This is a genomic window from Enterococcus xiangfangensis (assembly GCF_005405365.1).
Classification (GTDB): Bacteria; Bacillota; Bacilli; order Lactobacillales; family Enterococcaceae; genus Enterococcus_A; species Enterococcus_A xiangfangensis.
Genome location: NZ_BJDX01000007.1, coordinates 130,710 through 148,607, shown reverse-complemented (window position 1 = coordinate 148,607; position 17,898 = coordinate 130,710). Strand labels below are relative to the sequence as shown.

The window sequence follows — 17,898 nt, the reverse complement described above, 5'->3', positions numbered from 1 at the left end:
GCCTCCAGTGTTTTTACTAATTTTAAGTAAGCATAAAGGATTTTTTGTTTTTAAGCTAGTACTTGGCTTTTCAAGAAAAGTCTCACATGTTAGAATAGCCGAGGAAAAGAGGAGAAGCTATGTTAACTACAGAAGATTTTGATTTTGATTTACCAGAAGAATTAATTGCCCAAACCCCTCTAGAAAAGCGCGACAGTTCACGTTTATTAGTGCTGGATCGGGAAACTGGCGAAATTGAAGATAAACATTTTGATGAAATAATTGAAGAACTGAACCCAGGAGATGCCTTAGTGATGAATGACACTCGGGTTTTACCTGCTCGATTGTACGGTGAGAAGCCTGAAACTGGTGGGCATCTAGAAGTATTGTTACTAAACAATACGCAAGGAGACGAGTGGGAAACTTTGATCAAACCTGCCCGTCGTGCCAAAGTCGGTACCCAGATCATTTTTGGTGACGGCCGTTTGCGGGCAGAAGTAAAAACTGAATTAGAACACGGTGGACGGATTGTAGAATTTTCTTATGAAGGAATCTTTTTAGAAAATCTAGAATCACTAGGCGAAATGCCGCTGCCTCCTTATATAAAGGAACGACTAGAAGATCCGGAGCGTTATCAGACCGTTTATGCCAAAGAAAATGGTTCGGCGGCGGCACCGACTGCCGGATTGCATTTCACTCCTGAATTGTTGAAAAAAATTGCGGAAAAAGGTGTGAAACTTGTTTATTTGACTTTGCATGTAGGATTGGGAACGTTCCGACCAGTCAGTGTGGAAAATATTGCTGAACACCAAATGCACAGCGAGTTTTATCGTTTGACAGAAGACGCTGCCGCTCAATTAAATAAAGTTCGCGCTAACGGCGGAAAAATCGTTGCTGTTGGAACAACATCGATCCGAACTTTAGAAACGATTGGGACCAAATTCAATGGTGAACTTAAAGCTGACAGCGGTTGGACAGATATTTTTATCACACCGGGCTATGAATTTAAAGTTGTTCAAGCCTTTTCGACAAATTTCCACTTACCAAAATCAACACTCGTAATGTTGGTGAGTGCCTTTGCTGGACGGGAAAAAACGTTAGCCGCCTATCATCATGCGATTGAAGAGCGCTATCGCTTCTTCAGTTTCGGCGATGCGATGTTCGTTAAGTAATTAGTAGAAAGAATAGTTTCTTCTATAATAGTGAAAGGGGGATGGCAAAAATTTTGTCATGCTCCTTTTTTTGCATAAATGGTATCCTGGTTTCTTTGGGAATAAGTCGAAATTTCTGGAAGCCGTCTGATTTTGTCGCAATTTTTTTTGTTAAGAACAGATAGTTATCACAAGAAAATTAAATGAGCAGATTTGTGAGACTTGTCGTGGACTTTTCTCAGCTACAAAAAGACTTAGTTTTTTTTGCGGCGGCTCGTGCTATACTGTTAAACGATAAAAGCCGTCGATCAAAAATATTGAATCTAGACAATCGTTTAATTCGGAGGGAACAAGTTGGAAAAAAATACGGAAAAGAAACTATACGGCAGTGTACTGTTGAAAGCAGCTACAATTTTAGATACTCTTGCTGAAGATGGAGGAGAAACGATTCAAACGCTATCAAAAAAGACAGGGATCACGCCTTCAAATCTTTCAAAAATCCTAGAGACGTTGATTTATATCGGCTATGTCATTCGCGATGAGTCAAAATTGTATTACTTAGGGACTAAGTTTATGGAATATAATACGCAAAACATCGAAGCAGAACGTTTGCTGGCTATCAGTAAACCGTATCTGGAAGAGCTGCGAGTAGCATTGAATGAGACGATTCACTTATCGGTTTTAGAAAATAATAAAGTCGTATACATTGATAAACTAGAACCGCAAAATCAAGGAATATATATGACTTCACGAATCGGCTTGTCGCGTCCTTTATATAGTTCAGGGATGGGAAAAGCTATTTTGAGCACATTTACGAAACAGCAGTTAGATGCTTATCTTGATCAGACGGAGTTGGTTCAATTAGCAAGAAATACCATTACTGATCCAGCAGTTTTAAAAGCAGATTTAGTTGAGATTCGTAAAAGAGGTTTTTCAATCGATGATGAGGAACAAGAAGATGACGGTTATTGTGTAGCCGTTACGATTGAAAAAAATCGTAAGGTTGTTGGCGCCATGAGTGTCAGCTTCCCAAAATTCAGATTTTCCACGGATTATCGGCAAAAAGTTGTAACTGAATTGCAAGTTACGAAAGAAAAAATAGAAAAACGATTACGATAAGCTTGTTGTCATCAGATTTAAGACCAGAGAAGGGAAGACTCTCTGGTCTTTTTTTATCGCTTTTTTTAAATAGGCAACTGCAAGACAACAAAATAAAAAAATCGCTTTTTTTATTTTGTTATTGTAAAACTTTGTTTTAGAAAAAAAGATCGTAACTCTTTGTGATTTATTTCATATGATCAATGAATGTTTTGAAAACCATTTTTCAAAAAAACATTTATTTGATACTGCTAAATTAACATTGACTAAATAATTTCACTGTGTTTTCCAAAATGAGCACCAAAAAATTCGTTCTGCACAATTTGCGAAAAAAGAGAATTTTTGATAAATAAATAAGTTATTTCAAGCTGGAACCGAATACATTTTTTGTCGAAAACGCTTGATTTTTTATTTCTAAGCGCCTATACTCACAAATGTAAAATACTTTATTTGGAAAACGTAATTTCCAAATAGGAAAAGAGGGAATGAGATGTCAGATTTTTCAATGGATTCATTTAGTTTAAAAGGAAAAGTTGCACTTGTGACTGGAGCGTCTTACGGAATTGGTTTTAGTATTGCCTCTGCATTTGCTAAAGCTGGTGCAACAGTTGTATTTAATGATATTAAACAAGAATTAGTAGATAAAGGCATTGCCGCATATAAAGAAGAAGGAATCGATGCTAAAGGATATGTCTGCGATGTTACGAACGAACAAGAAGTAAATGATTTCGTTGCTCAAGTAGAAAAAGAAGTTGGTACGATCGATGTTTTAGTAAACAATGCAGGGATCATCAAACGTGTTCCAATGTTAGAAATGTCTGCAGAATCTTTCCGTCAAGTTATTGACGTAGACTTGAATGCACCATTTATCGTATCAAAAGCAGTAATTCCAGGCATGATCAAAAAAGGTCATGGAAAAATCATCAATATCTGTTCAATGATGAGTGAATTAGGAAGAGAAACTGTTTCTGCTTATGCGGCTGCAAAAGGCGGATTAAAAATGTTGACACGGAATATTTGTGCAGAGTTTGGTGAAGCAAATATCCAATGTAATGGAATCGGACCTGGTTACATCGCAACACCACAAACAGCACCATTGCGCGAAAAACAACCAGATGGTTCTCGTCATCCATTTGACCAATTTATTATTGCTAAAACACCAGCTGCACGTTGGGGAACAACAGCAGATTTACAAGGACCAGCAGTTTTCTTAGCATCTGATGCTTCTGACTTTGTAAATGGACATGTGTTGTATGTTGATGGCGGAATCTTAGCTTACATCGGTAAACAACCATAATTTGTTGAAATTTTGTAAGGCTGGTTTAAGCCAGCCTTACTCTAACTTGTACATTGTGAATTTATGAATTAATCGATTGGGATGTTTAAGGAGGAAAAGGCCATGGTAGTTATCAATTATGTCATGAGTTTGGGCGCTAGTGTTATGATGCCGATTATCTTTACAATTTTTGGAATTATTTTAGGGTTAGGTGTCGCTAAATCTTTACGAGCTGGGATCTCTGTTGGGATTGGTTTTGTTGGATTAAGTGTAATCACGAAATTATTAGCAGATAATTTAGGACCAGCCGTCAGCAAGATGGTTGAACTGTATGGATTAAATTTAAAAACATTGGATATCGGCTGGCCAGCAGCTGCGGCCGTTGCTTACGGTACCGAAGTTGGTGCGATCGTCATTCCGTTAGGCTTGTTGGTCAACATTATTATGCTCTTTACTAGAACAACGAATACTGTCAATATTGATTTGTGGAATTATTGGCATTTTGCATTTATCGGATCGATTGTTTCGATCGCTACCGACAGTTTCTTATGGGGACTTTTTGCAGTTGTTGTAACCGTAGCTATCACATTGATCGGTGCGGATCGTTCACAGAAAAAAATGGAAGCTTTTTATGGCAAAGATCTCGAGGGAATCTCGATTCCGCAAGCGTTTTGTGTAGGGTTCATTCCGTTTGCGATTGTTACTGATTGGATTATTGAAAAAATCCCTGGATTGAATAAAGTGGATCTTGATGCTAAAAAAATGCAAGACAAATTTGGTGTTTTCGGCGAACCACTTTTCTTAGGAGTCATCGTTGGGATCTTGCTAGGGTTGATTGCTCAATACACAGTTGCTCAAATGTTGACATTAGGAATCACAATGGCAGCAGTAATGGTCTTGATTCCTAAAATTACTGGTCAATTTATCGAAGGATTAAATCCTATTTCTCAAAGATCACAAGAGTTGATCGGTTCTAGATTAAAAGGCGGACGGAAACTAAATATCGGTATGACACCAGCCTTAGTCATCGGTCATCCAGTAACTTTAGTTTGTTCATTGTTATTAGTTCCAATTATTTTATTCTTATCAGTAATCATTCCGGGAAATAAATTTTTACCATTGGCATCATTATCTGGTTTGATCTATATTTTCCCATTAGTATTGCCTTATACTAAAGGAAATGTGTTGCGTTCATTGATAACTGGAATCTTAACTCTTGTTACCGGTGTATTATTTGCAACTTCATTGTCAACAATCTTTACTAAAGCGGTTCAAATCGTTGACAGTTCACTTATTCCAAAAGGAACTGAATCAGTAGCATCAATTGATTTTGCAGCAAGTCCATTCTCTTGGATCACATATCAATTAACTGCTAATATTGGAGTAGTAGGAGCGATCATCTTAGGTGTAGTAACGATTGCTTTTGCGCTATTCAATAGAAAGAAAATAACTACAGAATTATCAAACAGTTAATATCGTAGTTGAAAGGGACAGATGAAATGAAAAAAATGAATATTTTGAATAAACTAGAAAATGCCGGTGTGATTGCCGTTGTTCGAGGAAAAAATAAAGAAGAGGCGTTCAAAGCGACAGATGCGATTATTGAAGGCGGGATCAAAGGAATCGAATTGACCTTTACTGTTCCTAATGCGGAAGAATTAATCGGAGAATTAGTTGAAAAATATTCAGCACGCGAAGATGTCGTGATTGGAGCAGGAACCGTTTTAGATGCCGTTACAGCAAGAATCGCGATTATGGCTGGTGCAGAGTATGTCGTTAGCCCATGTTTTGATGCTGAAACAGCAGAGATTTGTAACTTATACCAAATCCCTTATTTACCAGGCTGCATGACGATCACTGAAATGAAGGAAGCTTTAAAATCAGGCGTTGACATCGTCAAATTATTCCCAGGCAGTGCGTTTGGTCCAAGCATCATCAAAGCGTTCAAAGCACCGTTGCCGCAATTGAATATTATGCCAACAGGCGGTGTCGGATTAGAAAATTTAGCAGATTGGTTCAAAGCTGGAGTCATTTGTGTCGGTGTCGGTGGGAATTTATTAGCACCAGCTGCCAAAGGTGATTTCGCGGCTGTTACTGAAGTAGCAAAAGAATACGCAGCGAAACTTGAGTTGATCAAAAGCGAGGTGTAAGCGATGAAAGTTTTATCTTTTGGTGAGATGTTGTTGCGGCTGAAGACACCTGGGAATGAACGAATTATCCAAGCACAAGCGTTTGAAGCAACGTATGGCGGGGCAGAAGCAAATGTAGCTGTATCGTTAGCTCTATTAGGAAATGAAGTCAGCTATTTAAGCAAACTTCCTAACAATCCGCTAGGGCAAGGGGCAAAAAGTACTTTGCGAAAATATGGCGTGGATACATCAGAATTATTGATTGGTGGAGATCGGTTAGGCATTTACTTTTTTGAAAAAGGTGCTAGCGTTCGTTCAACTAATGTAGTATACGATCGTGCTTATAGTGCTTTTTCACAAGTTGAACGCAACGAATTTGATTGGCCGACTATTTTTAAAGATGTTGATTATTTCTATTTTTCTGGGATCACGCCAGCGATCTCATCTGATTTGGAACAAGCCGTTTTAGATGCATGCGAGTACTGCAAGCAACAAGGGATTCCCGTCGTTTGCGACTTGAATTATCGCGCGAAAATGTGGAGTCCAGAACAAGCCCAAAAAGTGATTTCTAAAATCATGAATTATGTGACGATTTGTATCGCGCACGACGAAGATTTTGAAGCAACTCTAGGGATCAAAGCTTTTGACGGCGACAGTTCACGCGGAATCGAACAAAAAGAATCATTCAAAGCGGCGATGAAACAAGTTCAAACTGATTACCCAAACTGTAAAATGGTGGCAAGTATTTTGCGAAACATCTATTCAGTCGAGTCGAGTCAATGGACTGCGTTGCTGTTAAAAGATGGAACATTCCATGAAACAGCGGCTTATGACATGCATGTCATGGAAGGCGTTGCAGCAGGCGATGCTTTTGGAGCAGGCTTGCTTCATGGGTTACTGCATGACTATCCAACAGACAAATTAGTAAAATTCGCACTAGCAGCTAGCGTTTTAAAATTAACTGTCACAGGAGATCTAAACTTAGTTTCAGAAGCAGAAATCAATCAAGTTATGGAGACTACCGGCGGTTCACGCTTAGCACGTTAATGAGAGATTAAAAGAACCTAAATAAAACGTGGCACAGAAAAATCAAAAGCTGATTTTTCTGTGCCACGTTTTTTATCATCTTAAGCTAGAAGTTGATGTCTGTTTACTACAAGTTTTAACGCAATAATTTCAGCAAATCTTTTTCGCCCTGTTCGCCGGTATACAGCAACAAGCGATCACCAGAAAGCAATTGCGTATCGCCTTTAGGAATGAGGGCCTCTTTGTTTCGAGTGACAGCGATGATAACAGTATCAAGGGGGATCTCAAGGTCCTTGATGAAAGAGTGATCTGCTTGAGCATTTTCGCGAATCGTCATTTCAACGATCGCATTGTTTCCTTGATTCAAGTGAGCCAAGGTCACCATATCTTCCAGGCTGATTTGATCGATGATAACGCTGGACAAGATGTCTGCTTGACTGACTTTTATATCGACGCCCATCTCATCATTGAACAGCCACTCATTTTTGGGGCTGTTGACGCGGGCGACTACTTTTGCAACGCCAAATTCAAATTTGGCGATTGTTGCACCGACGACGTTTGTCTCGTCTGCACCGGTCACAAACGCGACAACATCGGAATTATTTATTTCAGCATATTCCAATATTTTTGGATCGGTTCCATCGCCTTCGATCACATCCGTTGCTGGAAAAAGATCTCTTAGCCGGGCTACATTTTTTGAACGTTTTTCAATGATTTTTACTTGGTTGTGGGAGTCTCGCAATTTCTTGCCAACGTATGTCCCGACCTGTCCACCACCGACGATCAATACTTTCATAAGAAATTCTCCTCTCACAGTTCCATGATTTGTCTAATTCTGTTCAGTGATTCCGGCATAGCCGATACATATAATTGATCGCCTTGCTTCAAGATAGTTCCATTCGAAGGGATGAACGCCTCGTTTTCACGCGCTAGCGCAACGACATGGATCTCGTTTAGCGGAAAGGCATCAATCAAGCGGGAATTGTCTAGTAAACTTGGAATGACCAGTCGCAAAATCTCTACGGGTGTATTGCCGATTGTCATGACACTGTCTAGTCTGCTGAATGTCAGCAATTCTTTTGTTCTGGCAATTGACCATTTCGTCGTAGCAATCACTTGGATCCCTAGGGCATTGTAAACATCGACTTTTCGTTGATCGTATAAGCGGGCGATTGCTTTGGGAACGCGATACTTATTTTTGGCGATTCGAGCAACCAAGGCATTGATGTCATCACTTTCGGTACAGCCAATCAAACTATCTGTTTTTTCAATCCCAGCTTTTTCGAGCAGCTCTTTATCGAATTCGATCCCTGTCAGTGTTTCTCCGGTAAAATCAGCATCTAGCTTTTTGAACAACTCTGGTTTTGAACTGATCACCGTCACGTCGTTACCATCTCGAGACAGCTCAGAAGCTAAGCCGGAACCTAAGCGGCCACAGCCGACAACAATAATTTTCATCTTATTTCCTCCTTCTAAATACTTTTTTTTCGTAGCCAAGCTTTTCTAATTTCTTCCAAGCCGATAATCGGGATCGGACAAAGGATCAAATAAATCCATTCAGCCAATGCGATGGGTGCGGTATTGAACAATGAGTGGAAGATCGGAACATAGGCTAATAGACAAAATAGAAAAATTTCAAACAGCAAACCAAAGTTGATCGTTCGATTTGAAAATAATTTTGTTTTGAAAATCGATTGTTTTTCGGTCCGACAGTTCATTGCGGCACCAATCTGGCAAAAGATGATCGCCCCTAGCGTCATGGTTGTTGCTTGGCGATAGATCAATCCGGAAGCTGCAAGTTCTTGACCAAACCCGCCGTTGAGCCAATAAGAAAAGAAGAAGGCCCCCATCGCAACCGTTGCTTCTAACAATCCGTACCAAATGAACGACTTAACTAGCAGTTTTTTGTTTAATAATGGTGCTTTTCTTGAACGAGGCGGGCGCGACATGATTCCTTCTTCAGGAGATTCGATTCCAAGACCTAAAGCAGGTACCATATCTGTTCCAAGGTCGACAGCTAAAATCTGCATCACCGTTAATGGCAATGGAACAACACCACGAGAAAATAAAAATGCGGCAGAAGGGACGGCTTCTGATGTATTGCTGTTAAAAATGTATGCTAAAAATTTTTGAATATTAGTATAAACAGCTCTGCCTTCTTCTACTGCACGAACGATCGAGGCGAAATTATCATCGGTCAAAATCATATCAGCAGATTCTTTAGCAACATCGGTTCCGGTTATTCCCATCGCAACCCCGATATCTGCTTTTTTAAGTGCAGGAGCATCGTTTACTCCGTCACCGGTAACGGCAACGACATTACCCATCTCCTGTAAATTTGTGACTACACGGAATTTTTGTTCCGGAGCAACTCGAGCAAAGACGATTTCATCGGATAACGCTTTTTTCAATTCTTCATCGGTCATCGATTCTAACTCAATCCCAGTAACTACACGAGGATTTTCTTCTTTAACGATCCCGATACGTTTTGCAATGCTGACGGCAGTCAAGCCGTAATCACCTGTGATCATGATGATACGAATACTTGCACGGTGACATTTTTCAACAGCTGCTGAAACCTCCACTCTAGGCGGATCAGCCATTACAACTAGCCCAAGAAAAATCATATCTTGTTCGATCATTTCCGGTGTGTAGCTAGTCAGCCCTTTAGGCAAGCCATCAACTTGATCCAACAGGCGGCAAGCAACTGCTAAGACCCGCAACCCTTGACGTGCATATTGGTCGTTGGCTTCCATGATTTTATCGCGGTCTGCCTGGGTGATTTCTTGGAGCTCTCCGTTTGTCAACGTGTATTTGCATAAATCAACGGTTTCCATTGGTGCGCCTTTAGTGAAAGAAACTTGTTTGCTGCCAAGAAAGTTTTTCTTCATGGCATGGATCGTTGTCATTCGTTTTCTATTTGAATCAAAAGGCAATTCGCGAACTCGTTTAGCAATCGCTTCATTATCGGTCAAATCGATGCCTGCTTTTTCAGCGACAACGTTTAAACAGGCTTCGGTAGGATCGCCCAATACAGTGTAGCGGAGGTTTTCATCGTCTGGCGGCAAGACACGAGCGTTGCTGCACAAACTTCCACCACGAATGACCCATTCTAATGTTTCATTATCAAAGGCCGTGATCGGCTGATCATTTTTTAGTAGTTTTCCTTTTGGCGCATAGCCTAATCCAGTCACTTCATATTCTTGGTCTAACAGCCAGACGTGATTGACGGTCATTTCATTTTGTGTCAGCGTGCCGGTCTTATCGGAACAAATAACGGAGGTGGCACCCAAAGTTTCAACTGAAGATAATTTTTTTACTAGGGCATGTTCTTTCGCCATTTTTTGAACGGCCATCGCTAGCGACAATGTAACGGTTGGCAATAATCCTTCTGGAATAAACGCCACGATCATACCAAGCGAGAAAATGAAGGCTTTCGCAACTGGTTGATGGACGAAAAAGACCGCAGCCACTAAGAAAAAGAGACCTACAGAAATAGCAATCAGCGAGATTTGTTTCGTTAGCCGATCCAGTTCAAGTTGCAAAGGACTTTTTTCTTCACCAAGTGATTGGGTCAATCCAGCGATTTTACCAAATTCTGTATTCATACCGATTGTCGAAACAACAACTTTTCCGCTGCCGTTTGAGACACTCGTTCCTGCAAAAATGATATTCTTAAATTCTAATTTGGTAGCATGGGAATTAATAATGGCTTCGCTGTTTTTTCTTACGGGATTTGATTCACCGGTTAATGCCGATTGATTGACTTGAAGATCCGTTGCCTGGATCAGGCGCCCATCAGCAGAAATTCGATCGCCTTCTTCAATCAATAAAACATCTCCAGGAACAAGATCTTCTGTTAAGATTTGTTCCTCTTTGCCGTTACGAATCACACGAGCATAGGAGGGAAGCATCTTTTTTAAAGCTTCCGTTGCTTTGCTTGCTCGATTTTCTTGAAAGAAACTAAACAAACCGTTGATAATATTTACCAACCAAATTGCGACTCCGAGTTGCGGAGTATCAGTGAAAAATAGCGCAACCGCACCGCCAACCCACAATAAGATCGCCATTAGACTGATAAAATTTTTGATAAACTTGATAAAAATCGACTCACCCTTTGCTTCCTCGATTCTATTGATACCAAATTCCGTTCTCTTTGCTAATACTTCTTTATCTGTCAGACCTTCAGGACGACTCTCAAGTTTTTGATAGACTGCGTCTACTTGCAGACTTTCGATCCCTCTAGAAGTTTGTTCTTTTTCATTCATTTAAATCCCTCCTTCTTTATAAAAGCCAATGTTTTTGAATTCGATTACAAGCCAATCAAACAAAAGACTTATATGCTGTTAGTATAGGACTTATCACAGAAACTTCAAGTAAGAGCAATGAAATCAAAGGTAAAGATTTGAACGGCTTGAATTGATCTAAGTAGAAGAAGCCACTCGCTTTTGATAAATGCTAATTGGACGGCATGTGAAAAAGAGGATATGGAGCACATGGCAATCAATAAAAATCAAACTGAACCATTCACTAGCAATAAGAAATACTGAAAAGTGATCCAAACTTAAACACAAAAAAAGCCGGGCTCTCGACGGCCCGGCTCTTAGAATATCGGAAGGATTAGTTCATTCGAATTTATATTACTTTATGGTACATGCAAAGTACTACACGAATTTCTAGACTATAAACATAAATATTTGTTTTTACTACGTTTTCACTTCTATTCAGTTTTAAAAAACTATTTTTCATTTACGTATCATTTTACTTGTGTGTTTGATGAACTACTCAATCTCGGATACGCATTCACTATTTTAAAAGGAAATACTTCACACATACTGCTTGACGATTTTCTGTGAATCTTGTATTACTAACAACTTTATTGTTTACTTTTTTCTACTTTCTTATCGAGAAATCCTTCGAATGATCTAAGTTCCTCCTTCATTGTATCTATAATATAGCACAGATCCGCCTGTTTTGGAAGCGTTTTACGCTATTTATTTTAACTTTTTTATTTATTTATTTTTGATCAAAAAACGAGATGTATACTTTGGAAACCATATCTTTTCTATGTTATAGTAATAATATAAGCAGTTTTTTATAACATTAGGAGGAATAGGATGGATCCATACAAAGAGAAGGTAGATCGTGTAATAAATGAATATGATGCTGATATAACTAATGGTCTGACAAGTGATGAAATCGAAAAGAAAATAAAAAATAACGGTAGAAATAAATTTGAGGAAGCACCGAAAGAATCATTAGCAAAAAAATTCTTTCACAGCTTAACGGACTTTACGACGATCATTTTATTAGCTGCCGCAGTGATCTCATTATATACTGCAATCGCTACAGATCATGGGGACTATTTTGAAAGTTTTTTGATTATCGCAATTGTAGTGATCAATTCTGTTTTAGCAATTGTTCAAGAAGGAAATGCTGAAAAAGCGTTATCTGCATTACAAGATATGAACAAACAGACGGCTACAGTTATGCGCGACGGGAAGCAAAAAGAAATCGACGCTGAAGAATTAGTTCCTGGTGATACGTTGTTGTTGGAGTCAGGTTCGATGATCACGGCTGACGCACGAATCGTTGAAGCTTCGCAACTGCGGGTGGAGGAATCGGCATTGACTGGCGAGAGTGAGCCGGTGATCAAAGATCCTGAATACTTGGGCGAAGACGGGGCGGCTTTAGGTGACCGGTTGAATATGCTTTATAAAGGATCGACTGTAGTGAATGGCCGTGGAAGAGCGGTTGTTACGGCAACAGGTATGAAGACTGAGATGGGGAAAATCGCGGGTCTGTTAAACAGCGATGAAAACCAAAAAACACCTCTGCAAAAACGATTAAATCAATTAGGCAAACGAATTAGTTTGATCGCTTTGGCAGCTGCGGCTTTTGTGTTTTTCATTGGAGAAATGCAAGGCGAACCAAAATTAGAAATGTTCATTATCGCTATTTCCTTAGCAGTTGCTGCGGTACCAGAAACGCTGATGGTCATCGTGACGTTGACCTTAGCTTTTGGCGTGCAAAAAATGGCGAAAAAACATGCGATCATCCGAAAGTTGCCGGCTGTTGAAACTTTGGGTTCTGCAAATGTCATTTGTTCAGATAAAACCGGCACACTGACACAAAATAAAATGCGCGTTCGTCGAGTCTGGGCGCATGGCGATTCGGTAATAGATACGGAAGAGGGCATGACCGAAGAAGCAATGGAGGTTTTGAGTATCGCTGCGTTGTGTACCGATGTCGTAGTAGAAAACGATGACAATGAGTTAGTGATTAAAGGCAATCCGACAGAGGCGGCAATCGTTCGTGCGGTAGAAGAAAATTATCATACAAAAGCAGAACTAGAAGAAAAATATCCGCGTATTGGTGAGATACCATTTGATTCGGAACGGAAGATGATGACGACTGTACATAAACGCGGAAAAAAATTCATCTCGATCACTAAAGGTGCGTTCGATGTCTTACTACCTAAATTTTATTATGGAGACGTGGATCAAGCCGCGATCGTCAATGATCGATTTGGTAAAAAAGCGTTGCGAGTGATTGCTGTAGGCTATGCGATCCATGAAGAAGAACCTACCGAGTTTACTTCGGAAGCATTAGAGAAAAAACTCCGTTTGATGGGCTTGATCGGGATGATTGATCCCCCGCGGCCTGAATCAAAAGGAGCAATCGCCCGCGCTAAAAAAGCTGGGATCAAAACTGTGATGATCACTGGAGATCACGTTGTGACAGCTGGAGCGATTGCAAAAGAGTTAGGCATCATGAAGTCGCGCAAAGAGGCGTTGTCAGGTGCTGAACTGCATAAAATGAGTGATGATGAACTAGATGCTCGTGTTAAAGAATTATCTGTCTATGCTCGAGTGACCCCAGAAGATAAGATCAGAATCGTTAAATCATGGCAGCGTACTGGTGCAGTCGTTGCGATGACTGGTGATGGTGTCAATGATGCGCCGGCATTAAAAGCCAGTGATGTTGGTTGTGCGATGGGGATTGCCGGAACCGATGTCGCTAAAGGAGCTGCCGATATGATCTTGACAGATGACAATTTTGCGACGATCGTTGATGCGGTTGCGCGGGGACGTTCGGTTTATCAAGGAATCAGAAAAGCAATCAATTTCTTATTGAGTTGCAACATCTCAGAAGTTTTTATCGTAGTGATCGCCATGTTGCTAGGCTGGGGTGCACCATTTACTGCGGTTCAGCTTTTGTTTGTCAACGTAGTAGCTGACGGTTTGCCAGGTTTTGCACTGGGCAGAGAGCCAGCAGAAGCAGGGATCATGGATGAAGCACCGATTCCGCGTAATGAAGGGGTCTTTGCGCGCGGTCTTTGGAAGAAAATTGGATTGAATGCTTCAGTATTTACGGTTGTGACGTTGATTGGTTTTTATGCAGGCGCTTTTGTTGAACAGATCAGTTACTTTACCCCGCCAAGTTTAGAAGTTGGACAAACAGTCGCATTTTTAGTGTTAGCTTACTCTTCCATCTTGCATGTTTTCAATGTACGAAGTAGTAAATCAATTTTTAAAGTAGATTTAGCTACGAATAAGTCATTGGCTCAAATGGCATGGTTAGCGATTGGAATCACGACAGCGATCACTTTGATTCCGCAAACACAAAAATTATTCTATCTCGTTCCAATCAGCTTGAATCATTGGGCAATCGCGATCGTTCTTTCGATCGTGCCGATCATCGTCAATGAATTGATCAAGTTCCATAAAGCACCGGAAATTGACACAGAAACAATTTGATCTATCTGAAAGAGGATGCGGCAAGACGTTTGTCACATCCTCTTCAATTTCATTTAATATATCGTTTTTCGATAAAAAAGTATTGATTTTCAATTTGTTCGATGCTAAGATAAATTTACAAAAATTTTGAGGTGGTTGTATGAATAGGAAAGTCAATCTTCTTAGAGCAGCGCTAGTAATGATCGCATTGCTCGTGGCATTTATAACAGTGATATTTACCATTCAATTCTTTTCGGAGGGGAAAGTACCGTTATTTGTGAGCAGCTTGTTTGTTTCTTTTATTGTAGTGGTTCTCTTAGGATTTCGTGTGCTGTTTTTACTTGCTAAAATTTTAAGTTATATCAAAAAGTCTGAAGCCTTTTCAATGAAAACATTAAAAGTAGTATCTTCTATAAAGCAGACGATTCTTGCGATGAGTATCGTTTTCTTAGGAATCTTGCCATTTTTCTACACAGTTGCAGATCAAGATGATGCACCGGGTTTTCTCGTGATTGGTTTCGCCCTTGTTTCAATTCCTTTTACGGTATTTATTTTTTCTCAAATCGTGGAGGAACTTTTCAAAAGTGCAACTGAACTGAAAGCAGACAATGAATTAACGATTTAGGAGCGGAAAAATGGCAATTATCATTGATTTAGATGTTATGTTAGCGAAAAGAAAAATGAGTGTGACTGAGCTTTCAGAAAAAGTCGGGATAACACTGGCGAATGTATCGATTTTGAAAAACAATCGGGCAAAAGCGATCCGTTTCTCAACATTAGATAAAATTTGCAGTGTATTGGAGTGCCAACCTGGCGATATTTTGAAATATAAAGCCGACCAGTAATAAAAAAGTCTTCAAGGATAATCCTTGAAGACTTTTTGTGAAGTGACTTATTGTTTGTAATCGTAAGAAGTCACGATGATTTCTTTCAGCTCGCTGATCAATGGTTCTTTTGGATTTGCTGTTGTACATTGATCTTCGTAAGCTAATTCCGCCATGCGATCAACGGTTGTATCCAATTTTTCTTGCGCAACGCCTTGCGCTTTCAAGTTCATGTCGATACCGACCGATACGCCCAGCTCATAAACTGCAGTAGCCAAAGCTTCGACCAATTCGGCAGTGGTGTTGCCTTTCAGACCTAAGAATTTTGCAATATCGGCATAGTCGGTATCAGCACGGAAGTAATCGTATTTAGGGAACATCGCATGTTTTTGCGGATCTTTTGCATTGTAGCGAATGATATGCGGCAACAAGATCGCATTGGTACGTCCATGAGGAATCCCGTATTCTCCACCAATCTTATGAGCAATCGAGTGAGAGATTCCCAAGAATGCGTTGGCAAAGGCCATCCCAGCCATCGCTGAAGCGTTGTGCATTTTTTCCCGTGCTTCTTCATCACCAGTTTTTACTGATTTTTCTAGATAGTCAAAGGCGATCCGAATCGCTTGCAAGCTCAAGCCGCGAGTATAATCTGATGCCATTACTGAAACATAGGATTCAAGAGCATGGGTCAAGACATCCATTCCTGTGTCTGCTGCGATTGAAGCAGGCAGTGTCAATACAAATTGTGGATCGATGATCGCAACGTTTGGAGTCAACGCGTAATCTGCCAATGGGTATTTTACATGCGTTTCGCTATCCGTGATAACCGCAAATGGTGTTACTTCAGAACCAGTACCAGAAGTTGTTGGGATACATACAAACTGAACTTTTTCAGAATCTGCAATTTTATACGTCCGTTTACGAATATCCAAGAATTTTTGTTTTGCGCCAAAGAATGAAGTGTCTGGGTGTTCAAAGAACATCCACATTCCTTTCGCCGCATCCATCGCTGATCCGCCGCCTAGAGCGATAATTGTATCTGGTTGGAAGTCTACGATCATTTCCAAACCTTTGTAAACGGTATTGGTTGTTGGATTTGGTTCAACTTCAGAAAAGACTTCAACTTTCACATCATTTTTTCGACGGCCTAAAGCTTCACGTACGATATCTGCATAACCGAATTGGACCATTCCTGGGTCGCAGACCAACATGACACGTTCCACGTTTTCCATTTGAGTTAGATACAATAATGAATTTTTTTCAAAGTAGATCTTTGGCGGAAGTTTAAACCATTGCATATTATTTCTCCGTTTCGCTACAGTTTTGATGTTGATAAGGTCAAGGGCAGATACGTTATGAGAAACTGAGTTTTTCCCATATGATCCGCAGCCAAGAGTTAATGATGGAATTAATTCATTGTAAATATCTCCGATCCCACCTTCAGAGGAAGGGGAGTTGACTAAGATCCGACAGGCTTTCATGCGTAAACTAAATTCTAATTCAACAACTGGATCTTCAGTGTGGATCACAGCTGTATGCCCTAATCCGCCTAATTCCAACATTTTTTCGGCTAAGTCTAATCCTTGTTGTGTGTTGGTTGCTTTAACCATGGCTAAAACTGGAGAAAGTTTTTCACGTGATAATGGATAGTCTGCACCAACGCCGTCTAATTCAGCAATCAACATCTTCGTTCCATCTGGAACACTGATACCGGCTAATTCAGCGATTGCTTTAGCAGAAAAACCAACAATTTTTGGATTCACCGCATATTTGCCTTCATTCATTACAGCATCTTCTAATTGACGCAATTCGTTTTTCTTAACAAAATAAACTTGATGTGCCTGGAATTCTTTTTTCACGTCATCGTAGATTTCTTTGTCGACGATAATCGCTTGTTCAGACGCACAGATCATCCCATTATCAAATGTTTTCGACACGATCAAGTCGTTGACTGCTCGTTTGATTTTCGCTGTTTTTTCGATATAGGAGGGAACATTTCCCGGTCCAACTCCTAAAGCTGGTTTACCCGTCGAGTAGGCCGATTTGACCATTGCGCTTCCGCCGGTCGCTAAAACGATGGCAATTCCTGGATGATTCATCAGACCTTGCGTTGCCTCAAGAGAAGGCTGCTCGATCCATTGAATACAATTTTCAGGAGCGCCGGCTGCAATGGCTGCATCACGAATGATTCGTGCGGCTTCTGCTGAAGATTTTTGTGCGCTTGGATGAAAGGCAAAAACAATCGGATTCCGTGTCTTGATTGCGATCAATGATTTGAATACAGTTGTTGAAGTTGGATTGGTGGTTGGTGTTACTCCGCAAATAACGCCCACTGGTTCAGCAATTTGAACAAGATGTCTTTGCTTGTCTTCATAGATGATGCCGGCAGTCTTGTCATGTTTGATGCTGTTCCAAATGTATTCAGAGGCATACATGTTTTTGATTGCTTTGTCTTCAACGATGCCGCGGCCAGTTTCTTCAACTGCCATTTTCGCCAACAACATATGTTTGTCTAATGCAGCCATCGCCATCTCATGGACGATGTGATCGACTTTTTCTTGATCAAAGCGAGATAAAATTTTTAACGCGTCGTTTCCTTTTGCCGCTAGTTCGTTGATCATGTCCCCAACATTGATTGCTTCCTTCTTTTTCTCAGCTGTCTTAACCATTTTTTTC

Annotated in this window: 13 protein-coding genes; 9 read left to right on the top strand and 4 right to left on the bottom strand. The window is 40.3% G+C overall.

Annotation, left to right across the window (positions count from 1 at the left end):
- The first annotated feature begins 119 nt into the window (after positions 1-119).
- The 6 genes from queA (at position 120) to FFM68_RS09850 (ending at position 6,680) form a co-directional block, all read left to right on the top strand.
- The gene (gene queA / locus FFM68_RS09875) at positions 120-1,151 is read left to right on the top strand and encodes a tRNA preQ1(34) S-adenosylmethionine ribosyltransferase-isomerase QueA (protein ID WP_137619168.1); all 1,032 of its coding nucleotides are present in this window, start codon (positions 120-122) and stop codon (positions 1,149-1,151) included.
- Between the two features lie 333 nt (positions 1,152-1,484).
- On the top strand, positions 1,485-2,249 hold the full coding sequence (locus tag FFM68_RS09870) for an IclR family transcriptional regulator (protein WP_137619167.1): 765 nt from the start codon (positions 1,485-1,487) through the stop codon (positions 2,247-2,249).
- Positions 2,250-2,718: 469 nt separating this feature from the next.
- Complete coding sequence (locus FFM68_RS09865) at positions 2,719-3,525, top strand: gluconate 5-dehydrogenase (protein ID WP_218023621.1); 807 nt, start codon at positions 2,719-2,721, stop codon at positions 3,523-3,525.
- Positions 3,526-3,627: 102 nt separating this feature from the next.
- Complete coding sequence (locus FFM68_RS09860) at positions 3,628-4,977, top strand: PTS galactitol transporter subunit IIC (protein ID WP_137619166.1); 1,350 nt, start codon at positions 3,628-3,630, stop codon at positions 4,975-4,977.
- A gap of 26 nt (positions 4,978-5,003) precedes the next feature.
- Complete coding sequence (locus tag FFM68_RS09855; protein WP_137619165.1) at positions 5,004-5,654, top strand: bifunctional 4-hydroxy-2-oxoglutarate aldolase/2-dehydro-3-deoxy-phosphogluconate aldolase; 651 nt, start codon at positions 5,004-5,006, stop codon at positions 5,652-5,654.
- A 3-nt stretch (positions 5,655-5,657) separates the two neighbouring features.
- Positions 5,658-6,680: a sugar kinase gene (locus FFM68_RS09850; RefSeq protein WP_137619164.1), complete on the top strand. Its 1,023-nt coding sequence runs from the start codon at positions 5,658-5,660 to the stop codon at positions 6,678-6,680.
- A gap of 115 nt (positions 6,681-6,795) precedes the next feature.
- Here FFM68_RS09850 and FFM68_RS09845 read toward each other — a convergent pair whose 3' ends face one another.
- The 3 genes from FFM68_RS09845 to FFM68_RS09835 are packed head-to-tail and all read right to left on the bottom strand — an operon-like array spanning position 6,796 to position 10,927.
- On the bottom strand, positions 6,796-7,455 hold the full coding sequence (locus tag FFM68_RS09845) for a potassium channel family protein (RefSeq protein WP_137619163.1): 660 nt from the start codon (positions 7,453-7,455) through the stop codon (positions 6,796-6,798).
- A 14-nt stretch (positions 7,456-7,469) separates the two neighbouring features.
- The gene (locus tag FFM68_RS09840) at positions 7,470-8,117 is read right to left on the bottom strand and encodes a potassium channel family protein (protein WP_137619162.1); all 648 of its coding nucleotides are present in this window, start codon (positions 8,115-8,117) and stop codon (positions 7,470-7,472) included.
- Between the two features lie 14 nt (positions 8,118-8,131).
- Positions 8,132-10,927: a cation-translocating P-type ATPase gene (locus tag FFM68_RS09835; RefSeq protein WP_137619161.1), complete on the bottom strand. Its 2,796-nt coding sequence runs from the start codon at positions 10,925-10,927 to the stop codon at positions 8,132-8,134.
- Between the two features lie 849 nt (positions 10,928-11,776).
- Between FFM68_RS09835 and FFM68_RS09830 the strand changes: the two genes are divergently transcribed.
- The 3 genes from FFM68_RS09830 (at position 11,777) to FFM68_RS09820 (ending at position 15,243) form a co-directional block, all read left to right on the top strand.
- Positions 11,777-14,419 carry a cation-translocating P-type ATPase gene (locus tag FFM68_RS09830; RefSeq protein ID WP_137619160.1) on the top strand — a complete coding sequence of 881 codons (2,643 nt, stop codon included), beginning with the start codon at positions 11,777-11,779 and terminating at the stop codon, positions 14,417-14,419.
- Positions 14,420-14,558: 139 nt separating this feature from the next.
- On the top strand, positions 14,559-15,023 hold the full coding sequence (locus FFM68_RS09825) for a DUF2975 domain-containing protein (RefSeq protein WP_137619159.1): 465 nt from the start codon (positions 14,559-14,561) through the stop codon (positions 15,021-15,023).
- Positions 15,024-15,033: 10 nt separating this feature from the next.
- Positions 15,034-15,243: a helix-turn-helix domain-containing protein gene (locus tag FFM68_RS09820; RefSeq protein WP_137619158.1), complete on the top strand. Its 210-nt coding sequence runs from the start codon at positions 15,034-15,036 to the stop codon at positions 15,241-15,243.
- Positions 15,244-15,290: 47 nt separating this feature from the next.
- Here FFM68_RS09820 and adhE read toward each other — a convergent pair whose 3' ends face one another.
- The gene (gene adhE / locus FFM68_RS09815) at positions 15,291-17,891 is read right to left on the bottom strand and encodes a bifunctional acetaldehyde-CoA/alcohol dehydrogenase (protein ID WP_137619157.1); all 2,601 of its coding nucleotides are present in this window, start codon (positions 17,889-17,891) and stop codon (positions 15,291-15,293) included.
- Positions 17,892-17,898: the final 7 nt, after the last annotated feature.